This window comes from Streptomyces sp. SCSIO 75703 (assembly GCF_036607905.1).
In the GTDB taxonomy this organism is placed as follows: domain Bacteria; phylum Actinomycetota; class Actinomycetes; order Streptomycetales; family Streptomycetaceae; genus Streptomyces.
The window spans coordinates 5,677,097-5,695,766 of sequence record NZ_CP144555.1; the positions used below are offsets into that span (position 1 = coordinate 5,677,097).

Below are 18,670 nucleotides of genomic sequence, written 5' to 3' on the forward strand. Positions count from 1 at the left end.
CATGTCGAAACTCGGCACCCTCGGCGCCCGGCTGCACCATGGGGAGATCGGCTACGACTTCGTCAGGAACCGCGTGATCTGGTACGGGCTCTCCGTCCTGATCACCATCGCCGCGATCCTCGGCCTGTCCGTGCGCGGACTGCACATGGGCATCGAGTTCCAGGGCGGCGCGGTCTTCACCACCCCGAAGAACATGAGCGCGTCCGTCTCCCAGGCCGAGGGCTACGCGGAGGACGCCTCCGGACACGACGCGATCGTCCAGAAGCTCGGCGACGGCAGCCTGCGCATCCAGATCGCGGGCATCGACACCGGCGCCTCGGACGACATCAAGCGGGCCCTCGCCACCGACCTCAAGGTCGACGCGGAGCGGATCAACGCCGATCTGGTGGGTCCGAGCTGGGGCGAGCAGATCGCGAACAAGGCGTGGAAGGGCCTGGCGATCTTCATGGTCCTGGTGGTGATCTACCTGGCGATCGCCTTCGAATGGCGGATGGCCGTCGCCGCGTTCGTCGCCCTGGTCCACGACCTCACCATCACCACCGGCGTCTACGCCCTGGTCGGCTTCGAGGTCACCCCGGGCACCGTGATCGGCCTGCTCACCATCCTGGGCTACTCGCTCTACGACACCGTCGTCGTCTTCGACAGCCTCAAGGAGCAGACGAAGGACATCACCAGGCAGAGCCGCTGGACCTACTCCGAGATCGCCAACCGCTCGATCAACGGCACGCTGGTCCGCTCGGTCAACACCACGGTGGTGGCCCTGCTGCCGGTGGCCGGGCTGCTCTTCATCGGGGGCGGTGTCCTCGGCGCCGGTATGCTGAACGACATCTCCCTGTCGCTGTTCGTCGGCCTCGCGGCAGGCGCGTACTCCTCGATCTTCATCGCCACGCCGCTCGTCGCCGACCTCAAGGAACGCGAGCCGCAGATGAAGTCCCTCAAGAAGCGCGTCCTCGCCAAGCGGGCGCAGGCCGCGGCCCGGGGGGAGAGCGGGGGGTCCGCCGGCGACGGGGTGCTCGACGACGCACACCAGGGCGCGGCGGCCGCGGTCGTCGGGCCCCGCAACCAGTCCGCGGCCCGCACCCGGGGCCGCGGCGGATCCTCGGAAAGGCACCGATGACCGAGCTGACCGACATCACGGGGCTGCTGCTGAGCCGCATCCGTGACGTGCCCGACCACCCGGAGCCGGGCGTGGTGTTCAAGGACATCACCCCGCTCCTCGCGGACCCGGTGGCCTTCGCGGCTCTCACCGACGTGCTCGCCGAGTTCGCGGCGGGCACCGGCGCCACCAAGGTGGTCGGGCTGGAGGCCCGGGGCTTCATCCTGGGCGCCCCCGTCGCCCTGCGGGCCGGCCTCGGCTTCGTCCCCGTGCGCAAGGCGGGCAAGCTCCCCGGGGCGACCCTCGGACAGGCGTACGACCTGGAGTACGGCTCGGCCGAGATCGAGGTGCACGCCGAGGACCTCAGCCCCGACGACCGCGTCCTGGTCGTCGACGACGTCCTCGCCACCGGCGGCACCGCCGAGGCGTCCGTCCGGCTCATCCGCCGGGCCGGAGCCCGGGTGGCGGGCCTCGCCGTGCTGATGGAGCTGGGCTTCCTCGGTGGCCGGGCCCGGCTGGAGCCCGCGCTGGCCGGTGCTCCGCTGAGGTCGCTGCTCATGGTCTGAGCCCCCCGCGAAGGCCGGAGGCGGGCACCGGGGGAATCCGGTGCCCGCCTCCGGCGTTGTGCCGAGATGAACGGTCCCCTGTGGCCTGAAGGCGATCCTGGGGCCGGGGATCGCTACCATGGGCCTTCCGGAGCCTGACCGGGGACCCGGATCGCGCACGAGGAGTCCTCTTGCCAGACGAGGCCCAGCCACTGACCGCCGCCAAGCCCGAGTCCGCCTCGGCGGCGGCGGCGAAGCCCGCGCCCAGCGCGCCGCACGCGAAGAACGACACCCGCGGGCCGATCCAGCACGCCCCGGCCGCCCCCGTCGACAAGCCCGCCGAGCAGCCGCGGCCCAAGCCCGCCCCGCCCGGCCGCACGCCGAACACCCCGGTCGTCCGCACCCCCGCCGGCCAGTCGGCCCGCTCCGGTTCCTCCAACCGCGTCCGCGCCCGCCTTGCCCGCCTCGGCGTCCAGCGCGCCAACCCGTACAACCCGGTGCTGGAGCCGCTGCTGCGGATAGTGCGGGGCAACGATCCCAAGATCGAGACGGCGACGCTGCGCCAGATCGAGAGCGCCTACCAGGTCGCCGAGCGCTGGCACCGGGGCCAGAAGCGCAAGAGCGGCGACCCGTACATCACGCACCCGCTCGCGGTGACCACCATCCTCGCGGAGCTGGGCATGGACCCGGCCACCCTCATGGCCGGGCTGCTGCACGACACGGTCGAGGACACCGAGTACGGCCTGGAGCAGTTGCGCCGCGACTTCGGCGACACCGTCGCCCTGCTCGTCGACGGCGTCACCAAGCTGGACAAGGTCAAGTTCGGTGAGGCCGCCCAGGCGGAGACCGTGCGCAAGATGGTCGTCGCCATGGCCAAGGACCCCCGGGTCCTGGTCATCAAGCTCGCCGACCGCCTGCACAACATGCGCACCATGCGCTACCTCAAGCGGGAGAAGCAGGAGAAGAAGGCGCGCGAGACCCTGGAGATCTACGCGCCGCTCGCCCACCGGCTGGGCATGAACACCATCAAGTGGGAGCTGGAGGACCTCGCCTTCGCGATCCTCTACCCCAAGATGTACGACGAGATCGTCCGGCTGGTCGCCGAGCGCGCCCCCAAGCGCGACGAGTACCTCGCCATCGTGACCGACGAGGTCCAGCAGGACCTGCGCGCGGCCCGCATCAAGGCGACCGTCACCGGCCGCCCGAAGCACTACTACAGCGTCTACCAGAAGATGATCGTCCGCGGCCGGGACTTCGCGGAGATCTACGACCTGGTGGGCATCCGCGTCCTGGTGGACACCGTCCGCGACTGCTACGCGGCACTCGGCACGGTCCACGCCCGCTGGAACCCGGTTCCGGGGCGGTTCAAGGACTACATCGCCATGCCCAAGTTCAACATGTACCAGTCGCTGCACACGACGGTCATCGGGCCCAACGGCAAGCCGGTCGAGCTGCAGATCCGCACCTTCGACATGCACCGCCGCGCCGAGTACGGCATCGCCGCGCACTGGAAGTACAAGCAGGAGGCGGTCGCCGGGGCGTCCAAGGTCCGCACCGACGTGCCCAAGTCCCCGGCGGGCAAGGCCGGCAAGGACAACGCGGCCATCAACGACATGGCCTGGCTGCGCCAGCTCCTGGACTGGCAGAAGGAGACCGAGGACCCCGGGGAGTTCCTGGAGTCGCTGCGCTTCGACCTCTCCCGCAACGAGGTCTTCGTCTTCACCCCCAAGGGAGACGTCATCGCGCTCCCGGCCGGGGCCACACCGGTCGACTTCGCCTACGCCGTCCACACCGAGGTCGGCCACCGCACCATAGGGGCCCGGGTCAACGGCCGGCTGGTCCCGCTGGAGTCCACCCTGGACAACGGCGACCTGGTCGAGGTGTTCACCTCCAAGGCGGCCGGCGCCGGCCCCTCCCGCGACTGGCTCGGCTTCGTCAAGTCGCCGCGGGCCCGCAACAAGATCCGGGCCTGGTTCTCCAAGGAGCGCCGCGACGAGGCGATCGAACAGGGCAAGGACTCCATCGTCCGGGCCATGCGCAAGCAGAACCTGCCGATCCAGCGCATCCTGACCGGGGACTCCCTGGTCACGCTCGCGCACGAGATGCGCTACTCGGACATCTCCGCGCTCTACGCGGCCATCGGCGAGGGCCACGTCTCCGCGCAGAACATCGTGCAGAAGCTGGTCCAGGCGCTCGGCGGCGAGGAGGCCGCCACCGAGGAGATCGACGAGTCGGTGCCGCCGGCCCGCGGACGCGGGCGCAAGCGCCGCACCAGCGCCGACCCGGGCGTCGTCGTCAAGGGCGTCGAGGACGTGTGGGTCAAGCTGGCCCGCTGCTGCACGCCCGTGCCCGGCGACCCCATCATCGGCTTCGTCACCCGCGGCAGCGGCGTCTCGGTCCACCGCAGCGACTGCGTGAACGTGGACTCGCTCTCCCGCGAGCCCGAACGCATCCTGGAGGTCGAGTGGGCGCCGACCCAGTCCTCGGTCTTCCTGGTCGCCATCCAGGTCGAGGCGCTGGACCGCTCCCGGCTGCTGTCGGACGTCACCCGGGTCCTGTCCGACCAGCACGTCAACATCCTCTCGGCGGCCGTGCAGACCTCCCGCGACCGCGTCGCCACCTCCCGCTTCACCTTCGAGATGGGCGACCCCAAGCACCTGGGACACGTCCTGAAGGCCGTACGGGGCGTGGAGGGCGTCTACGACGTGTACCGGGTCACCTCGGCCCGCAGGCCCTCCTAGGGTCTTTCGTCGGGATCACGCGGCCTGATCCAAACGAAGGACCCTAGCCGCCCCGCACGGCGCGCGCGGCGCCCACACGGACGGGAAGGGCTCCCGCACACACCGTGCGGGAGCCCTTTCGTGTGCGCGCCGGGGCGCGCGGACGGTCGGCCGCCGATCAGCCGCCGAACTCCTGCAGACCCTTGAGCGCCTGGTCCAGGAGCGCCTGGCGGCCCTCCAGCTCGCGCTCCAGCTTGTCCGCCTTGGAGTTGTTTCCCTGGGCGCGCGCCTGCTCGATCTGGCCGCGCAGCTTGTCCACGGCGGCCTGGAGCTGGCCGGTCAGTCCCTCGGCCCGTGCACGGGCCTCCGGGTTGGTCCGGCGCCACTCGGCCTCCTCGGCCTGCTGGATGGCGCGCTCCACGGTGTGCATCCGGCCCTCGACCCGCGGCCGGGCGTCGCGCGGCACGTGCCCGATGGCCTCCCAGCGCTCGTTGAGCGAGCGGAACGCGGCGCGGGCCGCCTTGAGGTCGGTGACCGGCAGCAGCCGCTCGGCCTCCTCGGCCAGTTCCTCCTTCAGCTTGAGGTTCTCCGCCTGCTCGGCGTCGCGCTCGGCGAAGACCGAGCCGCGGGCGGCGAAGAAGACGTCCTGGGCGCCGCGGAAGCGGTTCCACAGATCGTCCTCGTGCTCGCGCTGAGCGCGGCCCGCGGCCTTCCACTCGGCCATCAGGTCGCGGTAGCGCGCCGCCGTCGGACCCCAGTCCGTCGAGCCGGACAGCGCCTCGGCCTCGGAGACCAGCCGTTCCTTGATCCGGCGGGCCTCCTCGCGCTGCGCGTCGAGCTGGGCGAAGTGCTGCTTGCGCCGCTTGGAGAACGCCGAGCGCGCGTGCGAGAAGCGGTGCCACAGCTCGTCGTCGGACTTGCGGTCCAGCCGGGGCAGCCCCTTCCAGGTGTCCACCAGCGCCCGCAGCCGTTCGCCGGCCGCCCGCCACTGGTCGGAACGGGCCAGCTCCTCGGCCTCCGTGACCAGGGCCTCCTTGGCGGCGCGCGCCTCGTCGGACTGCCGGGCCCGCTGGACCCGGCGCTCCTCGCGGCGCTGTTCCACCAGCTCGACGAGCCGGTCCAGGCGGGCCCGGAGGGCTTCCAGGTCGCCGACCGCGTGGTGCGCGTCGACCTGCTCGCGCAGGTGCTCCACGGCGGCCAGGGCGTCCTTCGCCGAGAGGTCGGTGGTCTTCACGCGCTTCTCGAGGAGGCCGATCTCGACCACCAGGCCCTCGTACTTGCGTTCGAAGTAGGCCAGCGCCTCCTCCGGGGAGCCCGCCTGCCAGGAACCGACGACCTTCTCGCCGTCGGCCGTACGCACGTACACGGTCCCCGTCTCGTCGACGCGGCCCCACGGGTCGCTGCTCACAGCGCCTCCTCCACATGATGCCTGCGGGGGGATTCGCTTCCCCCGGGCATCGTCCACAGTTTCGTCACGGCCAACATAGGCGACCGGCGGGGGGCCTGTCCGCATCCCGCGCGACCGAAATTTCGCAGATGGGGATCAGGATTTCGTGACCGTCGCCTTGTCGATCACGACCGTCGCGTTCGGTGCCCCGTCGCCCGCCCCGGTGTTCTCGCCGGCGTCGGAGATCTTCTTGAGCACCTTCATGCCCGCCTCCGAGACGGTGCCGAACGGCGTGTAGCTCGGGGGCAGCGGGCTGTCCTGGTAGACCAGGAAGAACTGGCTGCCGCCGGAGCCGGGCTGGCCGGTGTTGGCCATCGCCACCGTGCCCGCCGGGTACACGTCGCCCTTCAGGCTCTCGTCCTTCAGGTTCTCGTCCGGGATGGTGTACCCGGGGCCGCCGTTGCCCTGGCCCGTCGGGTCGCCGCACTGGAGCACGTAGATGCCGCCGGTGGTGAGGCGGTGGCAGGGCGTGTGGTCGAAGTAGCCCTTCGACGCCAGGAAGTCGAAGGAGTTGACCGTGTGCGGGGCCGCCGACGCCTTCAGCGCGATGTCCACGTCACCGCAGGTCGTCGCCAGCCTCATGGTGTACGAGGCCGACTTGTCGATGGTCAGCTCCGGTTCCTTGTCCCAGGTCTTCGTCGCCGGCTCGCCGGGGGCCGGCTTCGCGCACGGGTCGGGCGCCTTGCTGGTCTCGGCGGGGCTCGGCGTGACCTCGGCGCCCGCGGTGGTCTTGTCGTCGTCCTTGAGGGCCCCGGTGGCGTACAGCGCCGCACTGCCGATCAGCACCACGCCCAGCACCGACGCGATCGCGGCGTTGCGCGCCCGCGACTTGCGCCGGGCGGAGGTCCGCCGCTGCTGCTGCCGCAAGAACTTCTCCCGGGCGAGCTGACGCCGCCGCTGCTCCTGGCTGACCACCGGGTTCTCTCCCTCATGACTCGTCGAGTGCCGGCCGCTCCGCCTGCGCGCGACGCGCCGACCGCCTGCGTGTAGGCCCGTACCGTATATGGGTTCGCTGAGGAAACGGCACCGCCGGTAGGCTCTGACCACGGGCGAGGGCCGCCCGCAAGCCACCCGTACCGACCTCGAACGAAGGACGAACGTGCTCATTGCCGGGTTCCCCGCCGGGGCCTGGGGGACGAACTGTTACGTCGTCGCCCCCGCCGCCGGTGAGGAGTGCGTGATCATCGACCCCGGCCACCAGGCCGCCCCCGGCGTCGAGGAGGCACTCGCCAAGCACCGGCTGAAGCCCGTCGCCGTCGTCCTCACCCACGGCCACATCGACCACGTGGCCTCGGTCGTCCCGGTCTGCGGCGCACACGGCGTACCCGCCTGGATCCACCCCGCGGACCGGTACATGATGAGCGACCCCGAGAAGGGGATCGGCCGGTCCATCGGCATGCCGCTGATGGGGGAGCTGACCGTCGGCGAGCCGGACGACGTCCGGGAGATGACCGACGGCACCCGGCTGGAACTGGCCGGTCTGGAGCTGACGGTCGCCCACGCGCCGGGCCATACCAAGGGGTCGGTGACCTTCGGCCTGCCCGAGGCGGCGGACGTCCCGCCGGTCTTCTTCTCGGGCGACCTGCTGTTCGCCGGCTCCATCGGACGCACCGACCTGCCCGGTGGTGACATGGCCGAGATGCTCGACTCGCTGGCCCGCGTGTGCCTGCCGCTCGACGACTCGACCGTGGTGCTGTCCGGCCACGGGCCCCAGACGACCATCGGCCGCGAACGCGCCACCAACCCGTACCTGCGGCAGGTGGCCGACGGCCAGGGAGCCCCCGGGGCTCCCCGACGAGGAATGTGACGAGAGACCTTCCGTGAGCACCTTCAAGGCCCCCAAGGGCACGTACGACCTGCTTCCCCCCGACTCCGCCACCTATCTGGCGGTCCGGGAGGCGTTCTCCGCCCCGCTGCGCGACTCCGGCTACGGCTACGTCGAGACGCCCGGCTTCGAGAACGTCGAGTTGTTCGCCCGCGGCGTCGGCGAGTCCACCGACATCGTGACGAAGGAGATGTACGCCTTCGAGACCAAGGGCGGCGACCGGCTGGCGCTGCGCCCCGAGGGCACCGCCTCCGTCCTGCGCGCCGCGCTGGAGGCCAACCTGCACAAGCAGGGCAACCTGCCGGTCAAGCTCTGGTACTCGGGCTCGTACTACCGCTACGAGCGCCCGCAGAAGGGCCGCTACCGGCACTTCTCCCAGGTCGGCGCCGAGGCGATCGGCGCCGAGGACCCGGCGCTCGACGCCGAGCTGATCATCCTCGCGGACCAGGCGTACCGCTCCCTGGGCCTGAGGAACTTCCGCGTCCTGCTCAACAGCCTCGGCGACCGGGAGTGCCGCCCCGTCTACCGCGCGGCCCTCCAGGACTTCCTGCGCGGGCTCGACCTGGACGAGGACACCCTGCGCCGCGCCGACATCAACCCGCTGCGCGTCCTCGACGACAAGCGCCCGCAGGTGCAGGAGCAGCTCTCCGGGGCGCCGCTGCTGCGCGACTACCTGTGCGACGCCTGCAAGGCGTACCACGAGGAGGTCCGCGAACTGGTCACCGCGGCCGGCGTGGTCTTCGAGGACGACCCGCGGCTCGTGCGCGGCCTCGACTACTACACGCGCACCACCTTCGAGTTCGTCCACGACGGGCTGGGCTCCCAGTCGGCGGTGGGCGGCGGCGGCCGCTACGACGGCCTCTCCGAGATGATCGGCGGCCCCGCCCTGCCCTCGGTGGGCTGGGCCCTCGGCGTCGACCGCACCGTCCTCGCCCTCCAGGCGGAGGGCATCGAGCCGGACCTGCCCGCCACGACCTCCGTCTTCGCGGTCCCGCTCGGCGAGGAGGCCCGCCGGGTGCTCTTCGCCAAGGTCACCGAGTTGCGCAAGAACGGCGTCGCCGCCGACTTCGCCTACGGGGGCAAGGGGCTCAAGGCCGCCATGAAGGCCGCCAACCGCTCCGGCGCCCGCTACACGCTGGTGCTCGGCGAACGCGACCTGGCCGAGGGCGTCGTCCAGCTCAAGGACATGGAGTCCGGCGAGCAGACCCCGATCGGCGTCAACGAGGTCGTGGCCGAGCTGGAGTCCCGGCTCGCCTAGGACTTTCGTCGGGATCAGGCCGGACCCCGCGAGCCCGGCGTGATCCCAACGAGAGGCCCTGGGTGTGCTGTCCGGACAGCACACCCAGCCCGTCGTCCCTCCCGGGGGCGCCCGCGTTCGCGCGCGTGTGCCCCCGGCGAACGGTTGTCGGCCGGATTCCGACTCCCCAGGGCGATCACCGGTGCGTTCTTATGTTCATCGAACAGTGGTCGCGGACGCCCATGCGGCACAATGGCCCTGCCCGAAGCAGGTCTCCTCTCCAGTGACGGAATCGGCGTGATGAGCAAGACGACAGTGAGGGACGTCTCCACCGACCGGGAGCCGGACGCGCCGGAGCCGGACACCGCCGCCCCGCGCACCGAGGGCGGCAGCCGCGCCTTCGCCCTGCTGCTGGTGCTGACGGGCGCGGCCGGGGTGCTCGCCGCGTGGGTCATCACCCTGGACAAGTTCAAGCTGCTGGAAGCCAAGGTCGCCGGCACCACCTACACCCCGGGGTGCAGCCTCAACCCGGTCGTCTCCTGCGGCAGCGTCATGGAGAGCGACCAGGCCACCGTCTTCGGCTTCCCCAACCCGATGCTGGGCCTGGTCGCCTACGGCATGGTGGTCTGCGTCGGCATGAGCCTGCTCGCCGGCGCGCGCTTCCCGCGCTGGTTCTACCTCACCTTCAACGCCGGCTGCCTCTTCGGCGTCGGCTTCGTGAGCTGGCTGCAGTTCGAGTCCCTGTACCGGATCAACTCGCTCTGCCTGTGGTGCTGCCTGGCCTGGGTCGCCACCATCCTGATGTTCTGGTACCTGACCTCCTTCAACGTCCGCAAGGGCTTCCTGCCCGCCCCGGCCGCCGTCCGCGGCTTCCTGGGCGAGTTCACCTGGGTGCTCCCGGTGCTGCACGTCGGCATCGTCGGCATGATGATCCTCACCCGCTGGTGGGACTTCTGGACCGCCTGACCGGGCCCGTCGCGCTGTCGGTGCGGTGAACTAGGGTTTCGGACGTGGAGCCCGACCTGTTCACCGCCGCAGCAGAAGAACGCCAGGAGAAGGACCCGGCCGGCAGCCCGCTCGCCGTCCGGATGCGTCCGCGCACCCTCGACGAGGTGGTGGGCCAGCAGCACCTGCTCAAGCCCGGCTCGCCGCTGCGCCGGCTGGTCGGCGAAGGCGCCGCCGGCCCGGCCGGCCCCTCCTCGGTGATCCTGTGGGGCCCGCCCGGCACCGGCAAGACCACCCTGGCGTACGTCGTCTCCAAGGCCACCAACAAGCGCTTCGTCGAACTGTCGGCGATCACCGCGGGCGTCAAGGAGGTCCGCACGGTCATCGACGGCGCCCGCCGCGCCGTCGGCGGGTACGGCAAGGAGACCGTCCTCTTCCTCGACGAGATCCACCGCTTCAGCAAGGCCCAGCAGGACTCCCTCCTCCCGGCCGTGGAGAACCGCTGGGTCACGCTCATCGCCGCCACCACCGAGAACCCCTACTTCTCGGTGATCTCCCCGCTGCTCTCCCGCTCCCTCCTGCTCACCCTCGAACCGCTCACCGACGACGACCTGCGCGGACTCATGCGCCGCGCCCTCACCGCCGAGCGCGGACTGGGCGGCGCCGTCACCCTGCCCGAGGACACCGAGGCGCACCTGCTGCGCATCGCCGGGGGCGACGCCCGCCGGGCCCTGACCGCGCTGGAGGCCGCCGCCGGAGCCGCGCTGGACAAGGGCGAGGCCGAGATCGCCCTGACCACGCTGGAGGAGACCGTCGACCGGGTCGCGGTGGCCTACGACCGCGACGGCGACCAGCACTACGACGTCGCCAGCGCCCTGATCAAGTCCATCCGGGGCTCCGACGTGGACGCCGCCCTGCACTACCTGGCGCGGATGATCGAGGCCGGCGAGGACCCCCGCTTCATCGCCCGGCGCCTGATGATCTCCGCCAGCGAGGACATCGGCCTCGCCGACCCGAACGCCCTGCAGATCGCGGTCGCCGCCGCCCAGGCCGTCGCCCTGATCGGCTTCCCCGAGGCCGCCCTCACGCTCAGCCACGCCACCATCGCCCTGGCCCTCGCCCCCAAGTCCAACTCCGCGACCACCGCCATCGGCGCCGCCCTGGAGGACGTCCGCAAGGGCCTCGCCGGCCCCGTCCCCGCCCACCTGCGCGACAGCCACTACCAGGGCGCGGGCAAGCTGGGCCACGGCCAGGGGTACGTGTACCCGCACGACCTGCCCGAGGGCATCGCCGCCCAGCAGTACGCGCCGGACGCCCTGAAGGACCGCTCCTACTACACGCCGACCCGGCACGGCGCCGAGGCGCGGTACGCGGACGCGGTGGAGTGGACCCGTACGCACCTCGGCCGCAGGCGGTCCTGAGCACCCGGCGCCACCCTGTAGAATCCTGCGGAGTGCTGCGTCCCGTGTCCGGCCTCCGTCGAGGAGCCGGCACCACCAGAACGGGACATCCAGCCGGAGAACCGCCTCCCCAGGGCGGCGGGGATCCAGGAGCGTCGCGCACCGGCGAACGGTGTCGCGGGCCGCCCACCACCACCCGGGATCCCGGGACCGGTCGGTGGGCCACTCGCGTGCTGCACGTATGTGCCCAGATCAGGGGAGCGGCTGCCCGGCAGGCCCGATGAGGCCCGCGGGGTTTCCCCCGGCTGCGGATGCGACCTCCCTTAACCCTGGTGAAGCCGTATTCACACAGAGACACGAGGTGTTCGGTTCATGGCGAACCAGTCCCGCCCCAAGGTCAAGAAGTCGCGTGCCCTCGGCATCGCGCTGACCCCGAAGGCCGTCAAGTACTTCGAGGCCCGCCCCTACCCGCCGGGCGAGCACGGCCGCGGCCGCAAGCAGAACTCGGACTACAAGGTTCGTCTGCTCGAGAAGCAGCGTCTGCGCGCGCAGTACGACATCAGCGAGCGCCAGCTCGTCCGCGCCTACGAGCGCGCCGCCAAGACCACCATGAAGACCGGTGAGGCCCTGCTCATCGAGCTGGAGCGCCGCCTCGACGCGCTGGTCCTGCGTTCGGGCATCGCCCGCACGATCTACCAGGCCCGCCAGATGGTCGTCCACGGCCACATCCAGGTCAACGGCCAGAAGGTCGACAAGCCGTCCTTCCGCGTCCGCCCGGACGACGTCGTGCAGGTCCGCGAGCGCAGCAAGGACAAGACGCTCTTCACCATCGCCCGCGAGGGCGGCTTCGCCCCCGAGGGCGAGACCCCGCGTTACCTCCAGGTGAACCTGAAGGCCCTGGCCTTCCGCCTGGACCGGGACCCCAACCGCAAGGAGATCCCGGTCATCTGCGACGAGCAGCTCGTCGTCGAGTACTACGCCCGCTGATCCGGCCGGACTCCGCCCCGCGGACCCGGCACCGGCAGGTGCCTCAGCCCGTCGTCTCCCCACCCCCGCGGGTGGGCGAGGCGGCGGGCTTCGCGTGCGGCGGCTCCGCCGGCGCCCCCGCCGCGGGCGCCACCGGACGCGGCCGGACCCCCGGCCTCCGCAGTGCCCGCGCCACCGCCTCGCTCCGGTCGAGCCGCGCCCCCCGGCGCGCACACGCCTCGTAGCCCGCGTCGCCCAGCCGCTCCCGGGCCGCCGTCTCGCACAGTTCGTGCGGCGTGTTGTAGTGCGCCGAACCGAACAGCGGCAGCCCCACCGAGGGCCACATCCGGCTCGCCGCGCCCTGCAGCACCGCCGCCTCCGCCGCGTCGCCCTCCGTCACCGTGACCAGGGCCAGCAGTTCCACCGCCAGCACCGAGCCGAGCTGGTCGTGGAAACCGTGGGCGCTGTCCAGCGACTCGGTCAGCAGCTCCCGGGCGAGGGCCGGCTCGCCCCGGCTCCAGGCCGCGTAGGCCAGCACGTACAGCGCGTAGGCGCGGGCCCAGCGCTCGCCGTGGTCCTCGCAGACCCGGCGCACGTCCTCGCACAGCCGCACGGCGTCGGACAGGTCGCCCTGGAAGGCCCGCGTCATCGCCAGTTCCACCTGGCCCATCAGCACGTTGCTGTTCAGCTCGCCGATCTCGCCGTAGCGGCGCAGCGCCGAGCGCAGCAGCGTCTCCGCGCGCGCCATGTCGTCGGTGACCAGCGCCAGGCAGCCGGTGCGGTGCTCCGCGTAGGCCAGCGCCGTGTCGTTCGCCGACCGCTCGGCCTCCTCCCGGCACTCCTGGAGGGCCCCCAGCGCGGCCACCGTGTCACCCTGGAGGATCGCCACGTAGGCGAGGACCCACAGTGCCTTCAGCCGGGACTGCTCGCCCGCGGTCGGCTCCGCGTCCAGCCGCACCGCCTGCTCCAGCCAGCGCCGCCCCTCCGACAGCCGGCCGCTGCCGACCCAGTGGAACCACAGGGCTCCCGCCAGGTACTGGCCCAGGTGCGCCTCCTCCGGATCCGCCAGGCAGTGCTCCAGCGCGCTGCGCAGGTTGGGCAGTTCGGCGTCGACCCGGGCGGCGACCTCGCGCTGGCGCGGCGAGAACCACTCCAGCTCGCACCAGGTCGCCAGGCCCACGTACCAGTCCCGGTGCCGGCGCCGCAGCCGGGCCGCGTCGCCCGCCGCCTCCAGCCAGCCGGCGCCGTACGCGCGCACCGTGTCGAGCATCCGGTAGCGCACCCCGGCCGGCGACTCCTCGCGGGTCAGCACCGACTGGGCGAGCAGCGCGGAGACCACGTCGAGCACGTCGTCGGCGGCCAGCCCGCCGCCGCTGCACACGTACTCGGCGGCCTCCAGGTCGAAGGGGCCGGCGAAGACGGACAGCCGCGCCCACAGCAGCCGCTCCTCGGGGGTGCACAGTTCGTGGCTCCAGCCGATCGCCGTGCGCAGCGTCCGGTGGCGGGGGAGCGCGGTGGGGTCCCCGCCGGTCAGCAGCCGGAAGCGGTCGTCCAGCCGGCGCAGCACCTGGCCGGGCGAGAGGGCGCTCAGCCGCCCCGCGGCCAGCTCGATCGCCAGCGGGATACCGTCCAGCCGCCGGCACAGTTCGAGGGCGTCCCCGGCGGGCCCGTCCCGCGGACCGCGCTCGTCCGGGGCCCGGCCGGGGGCCTCCGGGCCGTGGGGAGTCTCCGGGCCGTGGGGAGCCTCCGGGCCGTGGTGGGCATCCGGCCACACCACCTCGCGCTGGGCCGCGCGGACCCGCAGCAGCTCCACCGCCTCCTCGGGGCCCAGCGGCGCCAGCGGCACCAGCCGCTCCCCGGCCACGCCCAGCGGACGGCGGCCCACCGCCAGCACCCGCAGCCCCGGCGCCCGCTCCAGCAACTCGGCCGCGAGCAGGGCACACGGCTCCACCAGGTGCTCGACGCCGTCCAGGAGCAGCAGCGTCTCCCGGTCGGCCAGGTGCGCGAGGAGCGTCTCGCGCGGCAGCCGCGTCGTGTGGTCGGTCAGCCCGAGGGCCTCCACCACCGCGTAGTCGACGAACTCCGGATCGCGCACCGGGGCCAGCTCGACGCGCCACACCCCGTCGCGCGGCGTGCGCTCCGCCGCCGCCCGCGCCGCCAGCCGCGACTTCCCGACCCCGCCCGTCCCCGTCACGGTCACCAGCCGGGAGGCGTCCAGGGCCCGGGCCAGTCCGGCGAGTTCCGCCGCGCGCCCGACGAACGCGTCGAGTTCCAGCGGGAGATTGCCGTGCGGTGAGGGACCGCCACGCCGATGAGCTGCCATGGAACACGGAGCGTACTGACCCGTATTCAGTCCGTACAATCGGTTCGCGCAACTCCTTACGGCACGGTAATGCGGTACGGAGCCCGGTGCCCGGCGCGATAGGCTCGGTGCACGACTTTCTCGATGTACAGGCACGTCTTTTCAGGGAGCGGGTGCACGCGGTGTCCGGTGGCGAGGTGGCCGGGATCCTGGTGGCCGTCTTCTGGGCGATCCTGGTCTCCTTCCTCGCCGTCGCGCTGGCGAGGCTGGCCCAGACGCTCAGGGCGACCACCAAGCTGGTGGCGGACGTGACCGACCAGGCCGTCCCCCTGCTGGCGGACGCCTCCGCGACGGTGCGCTCGGCGCAGACCCAGATCGAGCGGGTCGACGCCATCGCCACCGACGTCCAGGAGGTCACCTCCAACGCCTCCGCCCTCTCGACCACCGTCGCCTCCACCTTCGGCGGCCCCCTGGTCAAGGTCGCGGCCTTCGGCTACGGCGTGCGCCGGGCGCTCGGCGCGCGGGGCGGGGACGGGCCGGCCAGGCAGCCGCGCCGCGCCGTGATCGTCGGACGGACGATCCCGACCGCGCGGCGGACGAAGCGGAAGAAGGACTGACCCAGCGATGTTCCGCCGTACGTTCTGGTTCACCAGCGGCGTGGCCGCCGGAGTGTGGGCCACCACCAAGGTCAACCGCAAGCTGAGGGAGCTGAGCCCCGAGAGCCTGGCCGCGACCGCGGCCGACAAGGCGCTCGACGCCGGCGGCCGGCTGCGGGACCGCGCGGTCGGCTTCGCCCTCGACGTCCGCGACCACATGGCGCGCCGCGAGGCCGAACTGGGCGACGCGCTCGGACTGCACGCGCCGCCGCCCGACCCGGCGCTCGCGCCGCCCCGGCGGTACGCCGCCATCGAGAACCGCAACGATCCGACGTACGTCGACAAGGCGACGTACTCGTCCAACCGGAATGAGGACCACTGATGGAGTCGGCCGAGATTCGTCGCCGCTGGTTGAGCTTCTTCGAGGAGCGCGGTCACACCGTCGTCCCTTCGGCGTCGCTCATCGCGGACGACCCGACTCTGCTGCTGGTCCCGGCGGGCATGGTGCCGTTCAAGCCGTACTTCCTCGGGGAGGTCAAGCCGCCCTTCGACCGCGCCACCAGCGTGCAGAAGTGCGTGCGCACCCCCGACATCGAAGAGGTCGGCAAGACCACCCGGCACGGCACGTTCTTCCAGATGTGCGGCAACTTCTCCTTCGGCGACTACTTCAAGGAAGGCGCGATCACCCTCGCCTGGGAGCTGCTCACCAGCCCCCAGGACAAGGGCGGTTACGGCCTCGACCCCGAGCGCCTGTGGATCACCGTCTACCAGGACGACGACGAGGCCGAGCGCATCTGGCACGACGTCGTCGGCGTCCCGGCCGAGCGCATCCAGCGCCTCGGCAAGAAGGACAACTACTGGTCCATGGGCGTCCCCGGCCCCTGCGGCCCCTGCTCCGAGATCAACTACGACCGCGGCCCCGAGTTCGGCGCCGAGGGCGGCCCCGCCGTCAACGACGAGCGGTACGTCGAGATCTGGAACCTCGTCTTCATGCAGTACGAGCGGGGCGAGGGCATCGGCAAGGAGGACTTCGAGATCCTCGGCGAGCTGCCGAGCAAGAACATCGACACCGGCCTCGGCCTGGAACGCCTCGCCATGATTCTGCAGGACGTGCGGAACATGTACGAGATCGACACCTCCATGGCCGTCATCCGCAAGGCCACCGAGCTGACCGGCGTGGCCTACGGCGACGCCCACGCCTCCGACGTCTCGCTGCGCGTGGTCACCGACCACATGCGCACCTCCGTGATGCTCATCGGCGACGGCGTCACCCCCGGCAACGAGGGCCGCGGCTACGTGCTGCGCCGCATCATGCGCCGCGCCATCCGCAACATGCGCCTGCTCGGCGCCTCCGGCCCGGTCGTCAAGGACCTGATCGACGTCGTCATCGCCATGATGGGGCAGCAGTACCCCGAACTGGTCACCGACCGGGAGCGGATCGAGAAGGTCGCCCTCGCCGAGGAGGCCGCCTTCCTCAAGACGCTGAAGGCCGGCACCAACATCCTCGACACGGCCGTCAGCGAGACCAAGACCGCCGGCGGCACCGTGCTCTCCGGCGACCAGGCCTTCCTGCTCCACGACACCTGGGGCTTCCCCATCGACCTCACCCTGGAGATGGCCGCCGAACAGGGCCTGTCCGTGGACGAGGACGGCTTCCGCCGCCTGATGAAGGAGCAGCGCGAGCGCGCCAAGGCCGACGCCCGCGCCAAGAAGACCGGCCACGCCGACCTCGGCGCCTACCGGGAGATCGCCGACCGCGCCGGCGCCACCGACTTCATCGGCTACGGCGACACCGAGGGCGAGTCGACCATCGTCGGCATCCTCGTCGACGGCGTCTCCTCGCCCGCGGCCACCGAGGGCGACGAGGTCGAGATCGTCCTGGACCGCACCCCCTTCTACGCCGAGGGCGGCGGCCAGATCGGCGACAGTGGCCGGATCAGGGCCGAATCCGGCGCCGTCATCGAGATCCGCGACTGCCAGAAGCCGGTCCCGGGCGTCTACGTCCACAAGGGCGTCGTCCAGGTCGGCGAGGTCACCGTCGGCGCCAAGGCCCAGGCCACCATCGACGTGCTCCGCCGCAAGGCCATCGCCCGCGCCCACTCGGCCACCCACCTCACCCACCAGGCGCTGCGCGACGCGCTCGGCCCCACGGCCGCCCAGGCCGGTTCCGAGAACCAGCCCGGCCGCTTCCGCTTCGACTTCGGCTCGCCCTCCGCCGTGCCCACCGCCGTGATGACCGACGTCGAACAGAGGATCAACGAGGTGCTCGCCCGCGACCTCGACGTCCGCGCCGACGTCATGGGCATCGACGAGGCCAAGAAGCAGGGCGCCATCGCCGAGTTCGGCGAGAAGTACGGCGAGCGGGTCCGGGTCGTCACCATCGGCGACTTCTCCAAGGAGCTGTGCGGCGGCACCCACGTCCACAACACCGCCCAGCTCGGCCTGGTCAAGCTGCTCGGCGAATCCTCCATCGGCTCGGGCGTGCGCCGCATCGAGGCGCTGGTCGGCGTGGACGCCTACCACTTCCTCGCCCGCGAGCACACCGTCGTCGCCCAGCTCCAGGAGCTGGTCAAGGGCCGGCCGGAGGAACTGCCGGAGAAGATCTCCGCCATGCTCGGCAAGCTGCGGGACGCCGAGAAGGAGATCGAGAGGTTCCGCGCGGAGAAGGTCCTCCAGGCCGCCGCCGGACTCGCCGAGTCCGCCAAGGACGTGCGCGGCGTCGCCGTGGTCACCGGCCGGGTGCCGGACGGCACCACCGCCGACGACCTGCGCAAGCTCGTCCTCGACGTGCGCGGGCGCGTCCAGGGCGGCCGGGCCGCCGTGGTGGCCCTGTTCACCGCGGTCAACGGCAAGCCGCTGACGGTCATCGCCACCAACGAGGCCGCCCGCGAGCGCGGGCTCAAGGCCGGCGACCTGGTCCGCACCGCCGCCAAGACCCTCGGCGGCGGGGGCGGCGGCAAGCCGGACGTCGCCCAGGGCGGCGGCCAGAACCCGGACGCCATCGACGCCGCCGCCGAGGCCGTCGAGCGGCTCGTGGCGGACACCGCGAAGTGAGCGCGGGACAGGGCCCCGGCGAGGGCCCGGAGCACGCGGCGGCGGACGGCCCGGCCATGCGCCGCGGCCGCCGCCTGGCCGTCGACGTCGGCGACGCCCGGATCGGGGTCGCCTCGTGCGACCCGGACGGCATCCTCGCCACCCCGGTGGAGACCGTCCCCGGCCGGGACGTCCCGGCCGCCCACCGGCGGCTGCGTCAACTCGTCGAGGAGTATGAGCCGATCGAGATCGTCGTCGGGCTCCCGCGGTCTCTCAAGGGGGGCGAGGGCCCGGCCGCGGCCAAGGTGCGGGGCTTCGCCCAGGAGCTGGCCCGGGGCGTCGCCCCGGTCTCCGTACGTCTCGTCGACGAGCGGATGACGACCGTCACGGCGGGCCGGAGCCTGCGCGCCTCCGGGGTCCGCTCGCGCAAGGGCCGGTCGGTGATCGACCAGGCCGCGGCCGTCGTCATCCTCCAGCAGGCACTCGAATCCGAACGGGTGTCAGGCGAAGCACCCGGTGAGGGCGTCGAAGTGGTCATGTGATCGCGATACGGTAACG

Annotated in this window: 15 protein-coding genes; 12 read left to right on the forward strand and 3 right to left on the reverse strand. The window is 72.1% G+C overall.

Annotated features, from left to right (window positions below; genetic code table 11):
• Position 1: 1 nt before the first annotated feature.
• The 3 genes from secF (at position 2) to relA (ending at position 4,382) form a co-directional block, all read left to right on the forward strand.
• Positions 2–1,117 (forward strand): protein translocase subunit SecF, encoded by a 1,116-nt coding sequence (gene secF / locus VM636_RS25055; protein WP_030422361.1) that lies wholly within the window; start codon positions 2–4, stop codon positions 1,115–1,117.
• Entirely contained in the window at positions 1,114–1,662 is a 549-nt protein-coding gene (locus VM636_RS25060) for an adenine phosphoribosyltransferase (protein ID WP_030422362.1), read from the forward strand. Before secF ends, VM636_RS25060 begins: the two co-directional genes overlap by 4 nt.
• 170 nt (positions 1,663–1,832) lie before the next feature.
• Positions 1,833–4,382 (forward strand): GTP pyrophosphokinase, encoded by a 2,550-nt coding sequence (gene relA / locus VM636_RS25065; RefSeq protein WP_338485801.1) that lies wholly within the window; start codon positions 1,833–1,835, stop codon positions 4,380–4,382.
• A 157-nt stretch (positions 4,383–4,539) separates the two neighbouring features.
• On the opposite strand, the gene VM636_RS25070 is transcribed toward relA, so the two are convergent.
• Both VM636_RS25070 and VM636_RS25075 read right to left on the reverse strand, forming a co-directional pair.
• Positions 4,540–5,769 carry a DUF349 domain-containing protein gene (locus VM636_RS25070; RefSeq protein ID WP_030422364.1) on the reverse strand — a complete coding sequence of 410 codons (1,230 nt, stop codon included), beginning with the start codon at positions 5,767–5,769 and terminating at the stop codon, positions 4,540–4,542.
• A 135-nt stretch (positions 5,770–5,904) separates the two neighbouring features.
• Positions 5,905–6,723 carry a peptidylprolyl isomerase gene (locus tag VM636_RS25075; RefSeq protein ID WP_030422365.1) on the reverse strand — a complete coding sequence of 273 codons (819 nt, stop codon included), beginning with the start codon at positions 6,721–6,723 and terminating at the stop codon, positions 5,905–5,907.
• A gap of 184 nt (positions 6,724–6,907) precedes the next feature.
• Here VM636_RS25075 and VM636_RS25080 point away from each other — a divergent pair, with 184 nt between their 5' ends.
• The 5 genes from VM636_RS25080 (at position 6,908) to rpsD (ending at position 12,202) form a co-directional block, all read left to right on the forward strand.
• Positions 6,908–7,615 carry an MBL fold metallo-hydrolase gene (locus tag VM636_RS25080; protein ID WP_030422366.1) on the forward strand — a complete coding sequence of 236 codons (708 nt, stop codon included), beginning with the start codon at positions 6,908–6,910 and terminating at the stop codon, positions 7,613–7,615.
• Positions 7,616–7,628: 13 nt separating this feature from the next.
• Entirely contained in the window at positions 7,629–8,891 is a 1,263-nt protein-coding gene (hisS, locus tag VM636_RS25085) for a histidine--tRNA ligase (RefSeq protein ID WP_030422367.1), read from the forward strand.
• A 279-nt stretch (positions 8,892–9,170) separates the two neighbouring features.
• A complete protein-coding gene (locus VM636_RS25090) occupies positions 9,171–9,836 on the forward strand; it encodes a vitamin K epoxide reductase family protein (protein WP_030422368.1) in 666 nt (221 codons plus the stop codon).
• 44 nt (positions 9,837–9,880) lie between these two features.
• On the forward strand, positions 9,881–11,236 hold the full coding sequence (locus VM636_RS25095; protein ID WP_030422369.1) for a replication-associated recombination protein A: 1,356 nt from the start codon (positions 9,881–9,883) through the stop codon (positions 11,234–11,236).
• A 351-nt stretch (positions 11,237–11,587) separates the two neighbouring features.
• Complete coding sequence (gene rpsD / locus VM636_RS25100) at positions 11,588–12,202, forward strand: 30S ribosomal protein S4 (RefSeq protein ID WP_030422370.1); 615 nt, start codon at positions 11,588–11,590, stop codon at positions 12,200–12,202.
• Positions 12,203–12,245: 43 nt separating this feature from the next.
• Here rpsD and VM636_RS25105 read toward each other — a convergent pair whose 3' ends face one another.
• Complete coding sequence (locus VM636_RS25105) at positions 12,246–14,504, reverse strand: AAA family ATPase (RefSeq protein ID WP_338485805.1); 2,259 nt, start codon at positions 14,502–14,504, stop codon at positions 12,246–12,248.
• Positions 14,505–14,656: 152 nt separating this feature from the next.
• Here VM636_RS25105 and VM636_RS25110 point away from each other — a divergent pair, with 152 nt between their 5' ends.
• Genes VM636_RS25110 through ruvX form a run of 4 tightly spaced genes read left to right on the forward strand, consistent with a single transcriptional unit; the run spans position 14,657 to position 18,654 of the window.
• On the forward strand, positions 14,657–15,100 hold the full coding sequence (locus VM636_RS25110; protein ID WP_030422372.1) for a DUF948 domain-containing protein: 444 nt from the start codon (positions 14,657–14,659) through the stop codon (positions 15,098–15,100).
• Between the two features lie 7 nt (positions 15,101–15,107).
• Positions 15,108–15,461: a hypothetical protein gene (locus VM636_RS25115; RefSeq protein ID WP_053913448.1), complete on the forward strand. Its 354-nt coding sequence runs from the start codon at positions 15,108–15,110 to the stop codon at positions 15,459–15,461.
• Positions 15,461–18,133, forward strand: a complete 2,673-nt coding sequence (gene alaS, locus VM636_RS25120) for an alanine--tRNA ligase (RefSeq protein ID WP_030422374.1) — start codon at positions 15,461–15,463, stop codon at positions 18,131–18,133. Before VM636_RS25115 ends, alaS begins: the two co-directional genes overlap by 1 nt.
• Before the next feature lie 56 nt (positions 18,134–18,189).
• Positions 18,190–18,654 (forward strand): Holliday junction resolvase RuvX, encoded by a 465-nt coding sequence (gene ruvX, locus VM636_RS25125; RefSeq protein WP_051821510.1) that lies wholly within the window; start codon positions 18,190–18,192, stop codon positions 18,652–18,654.
• The last annotated feature ends 16 nt before the right edge of the window (positions 18,655–18,670 follow it).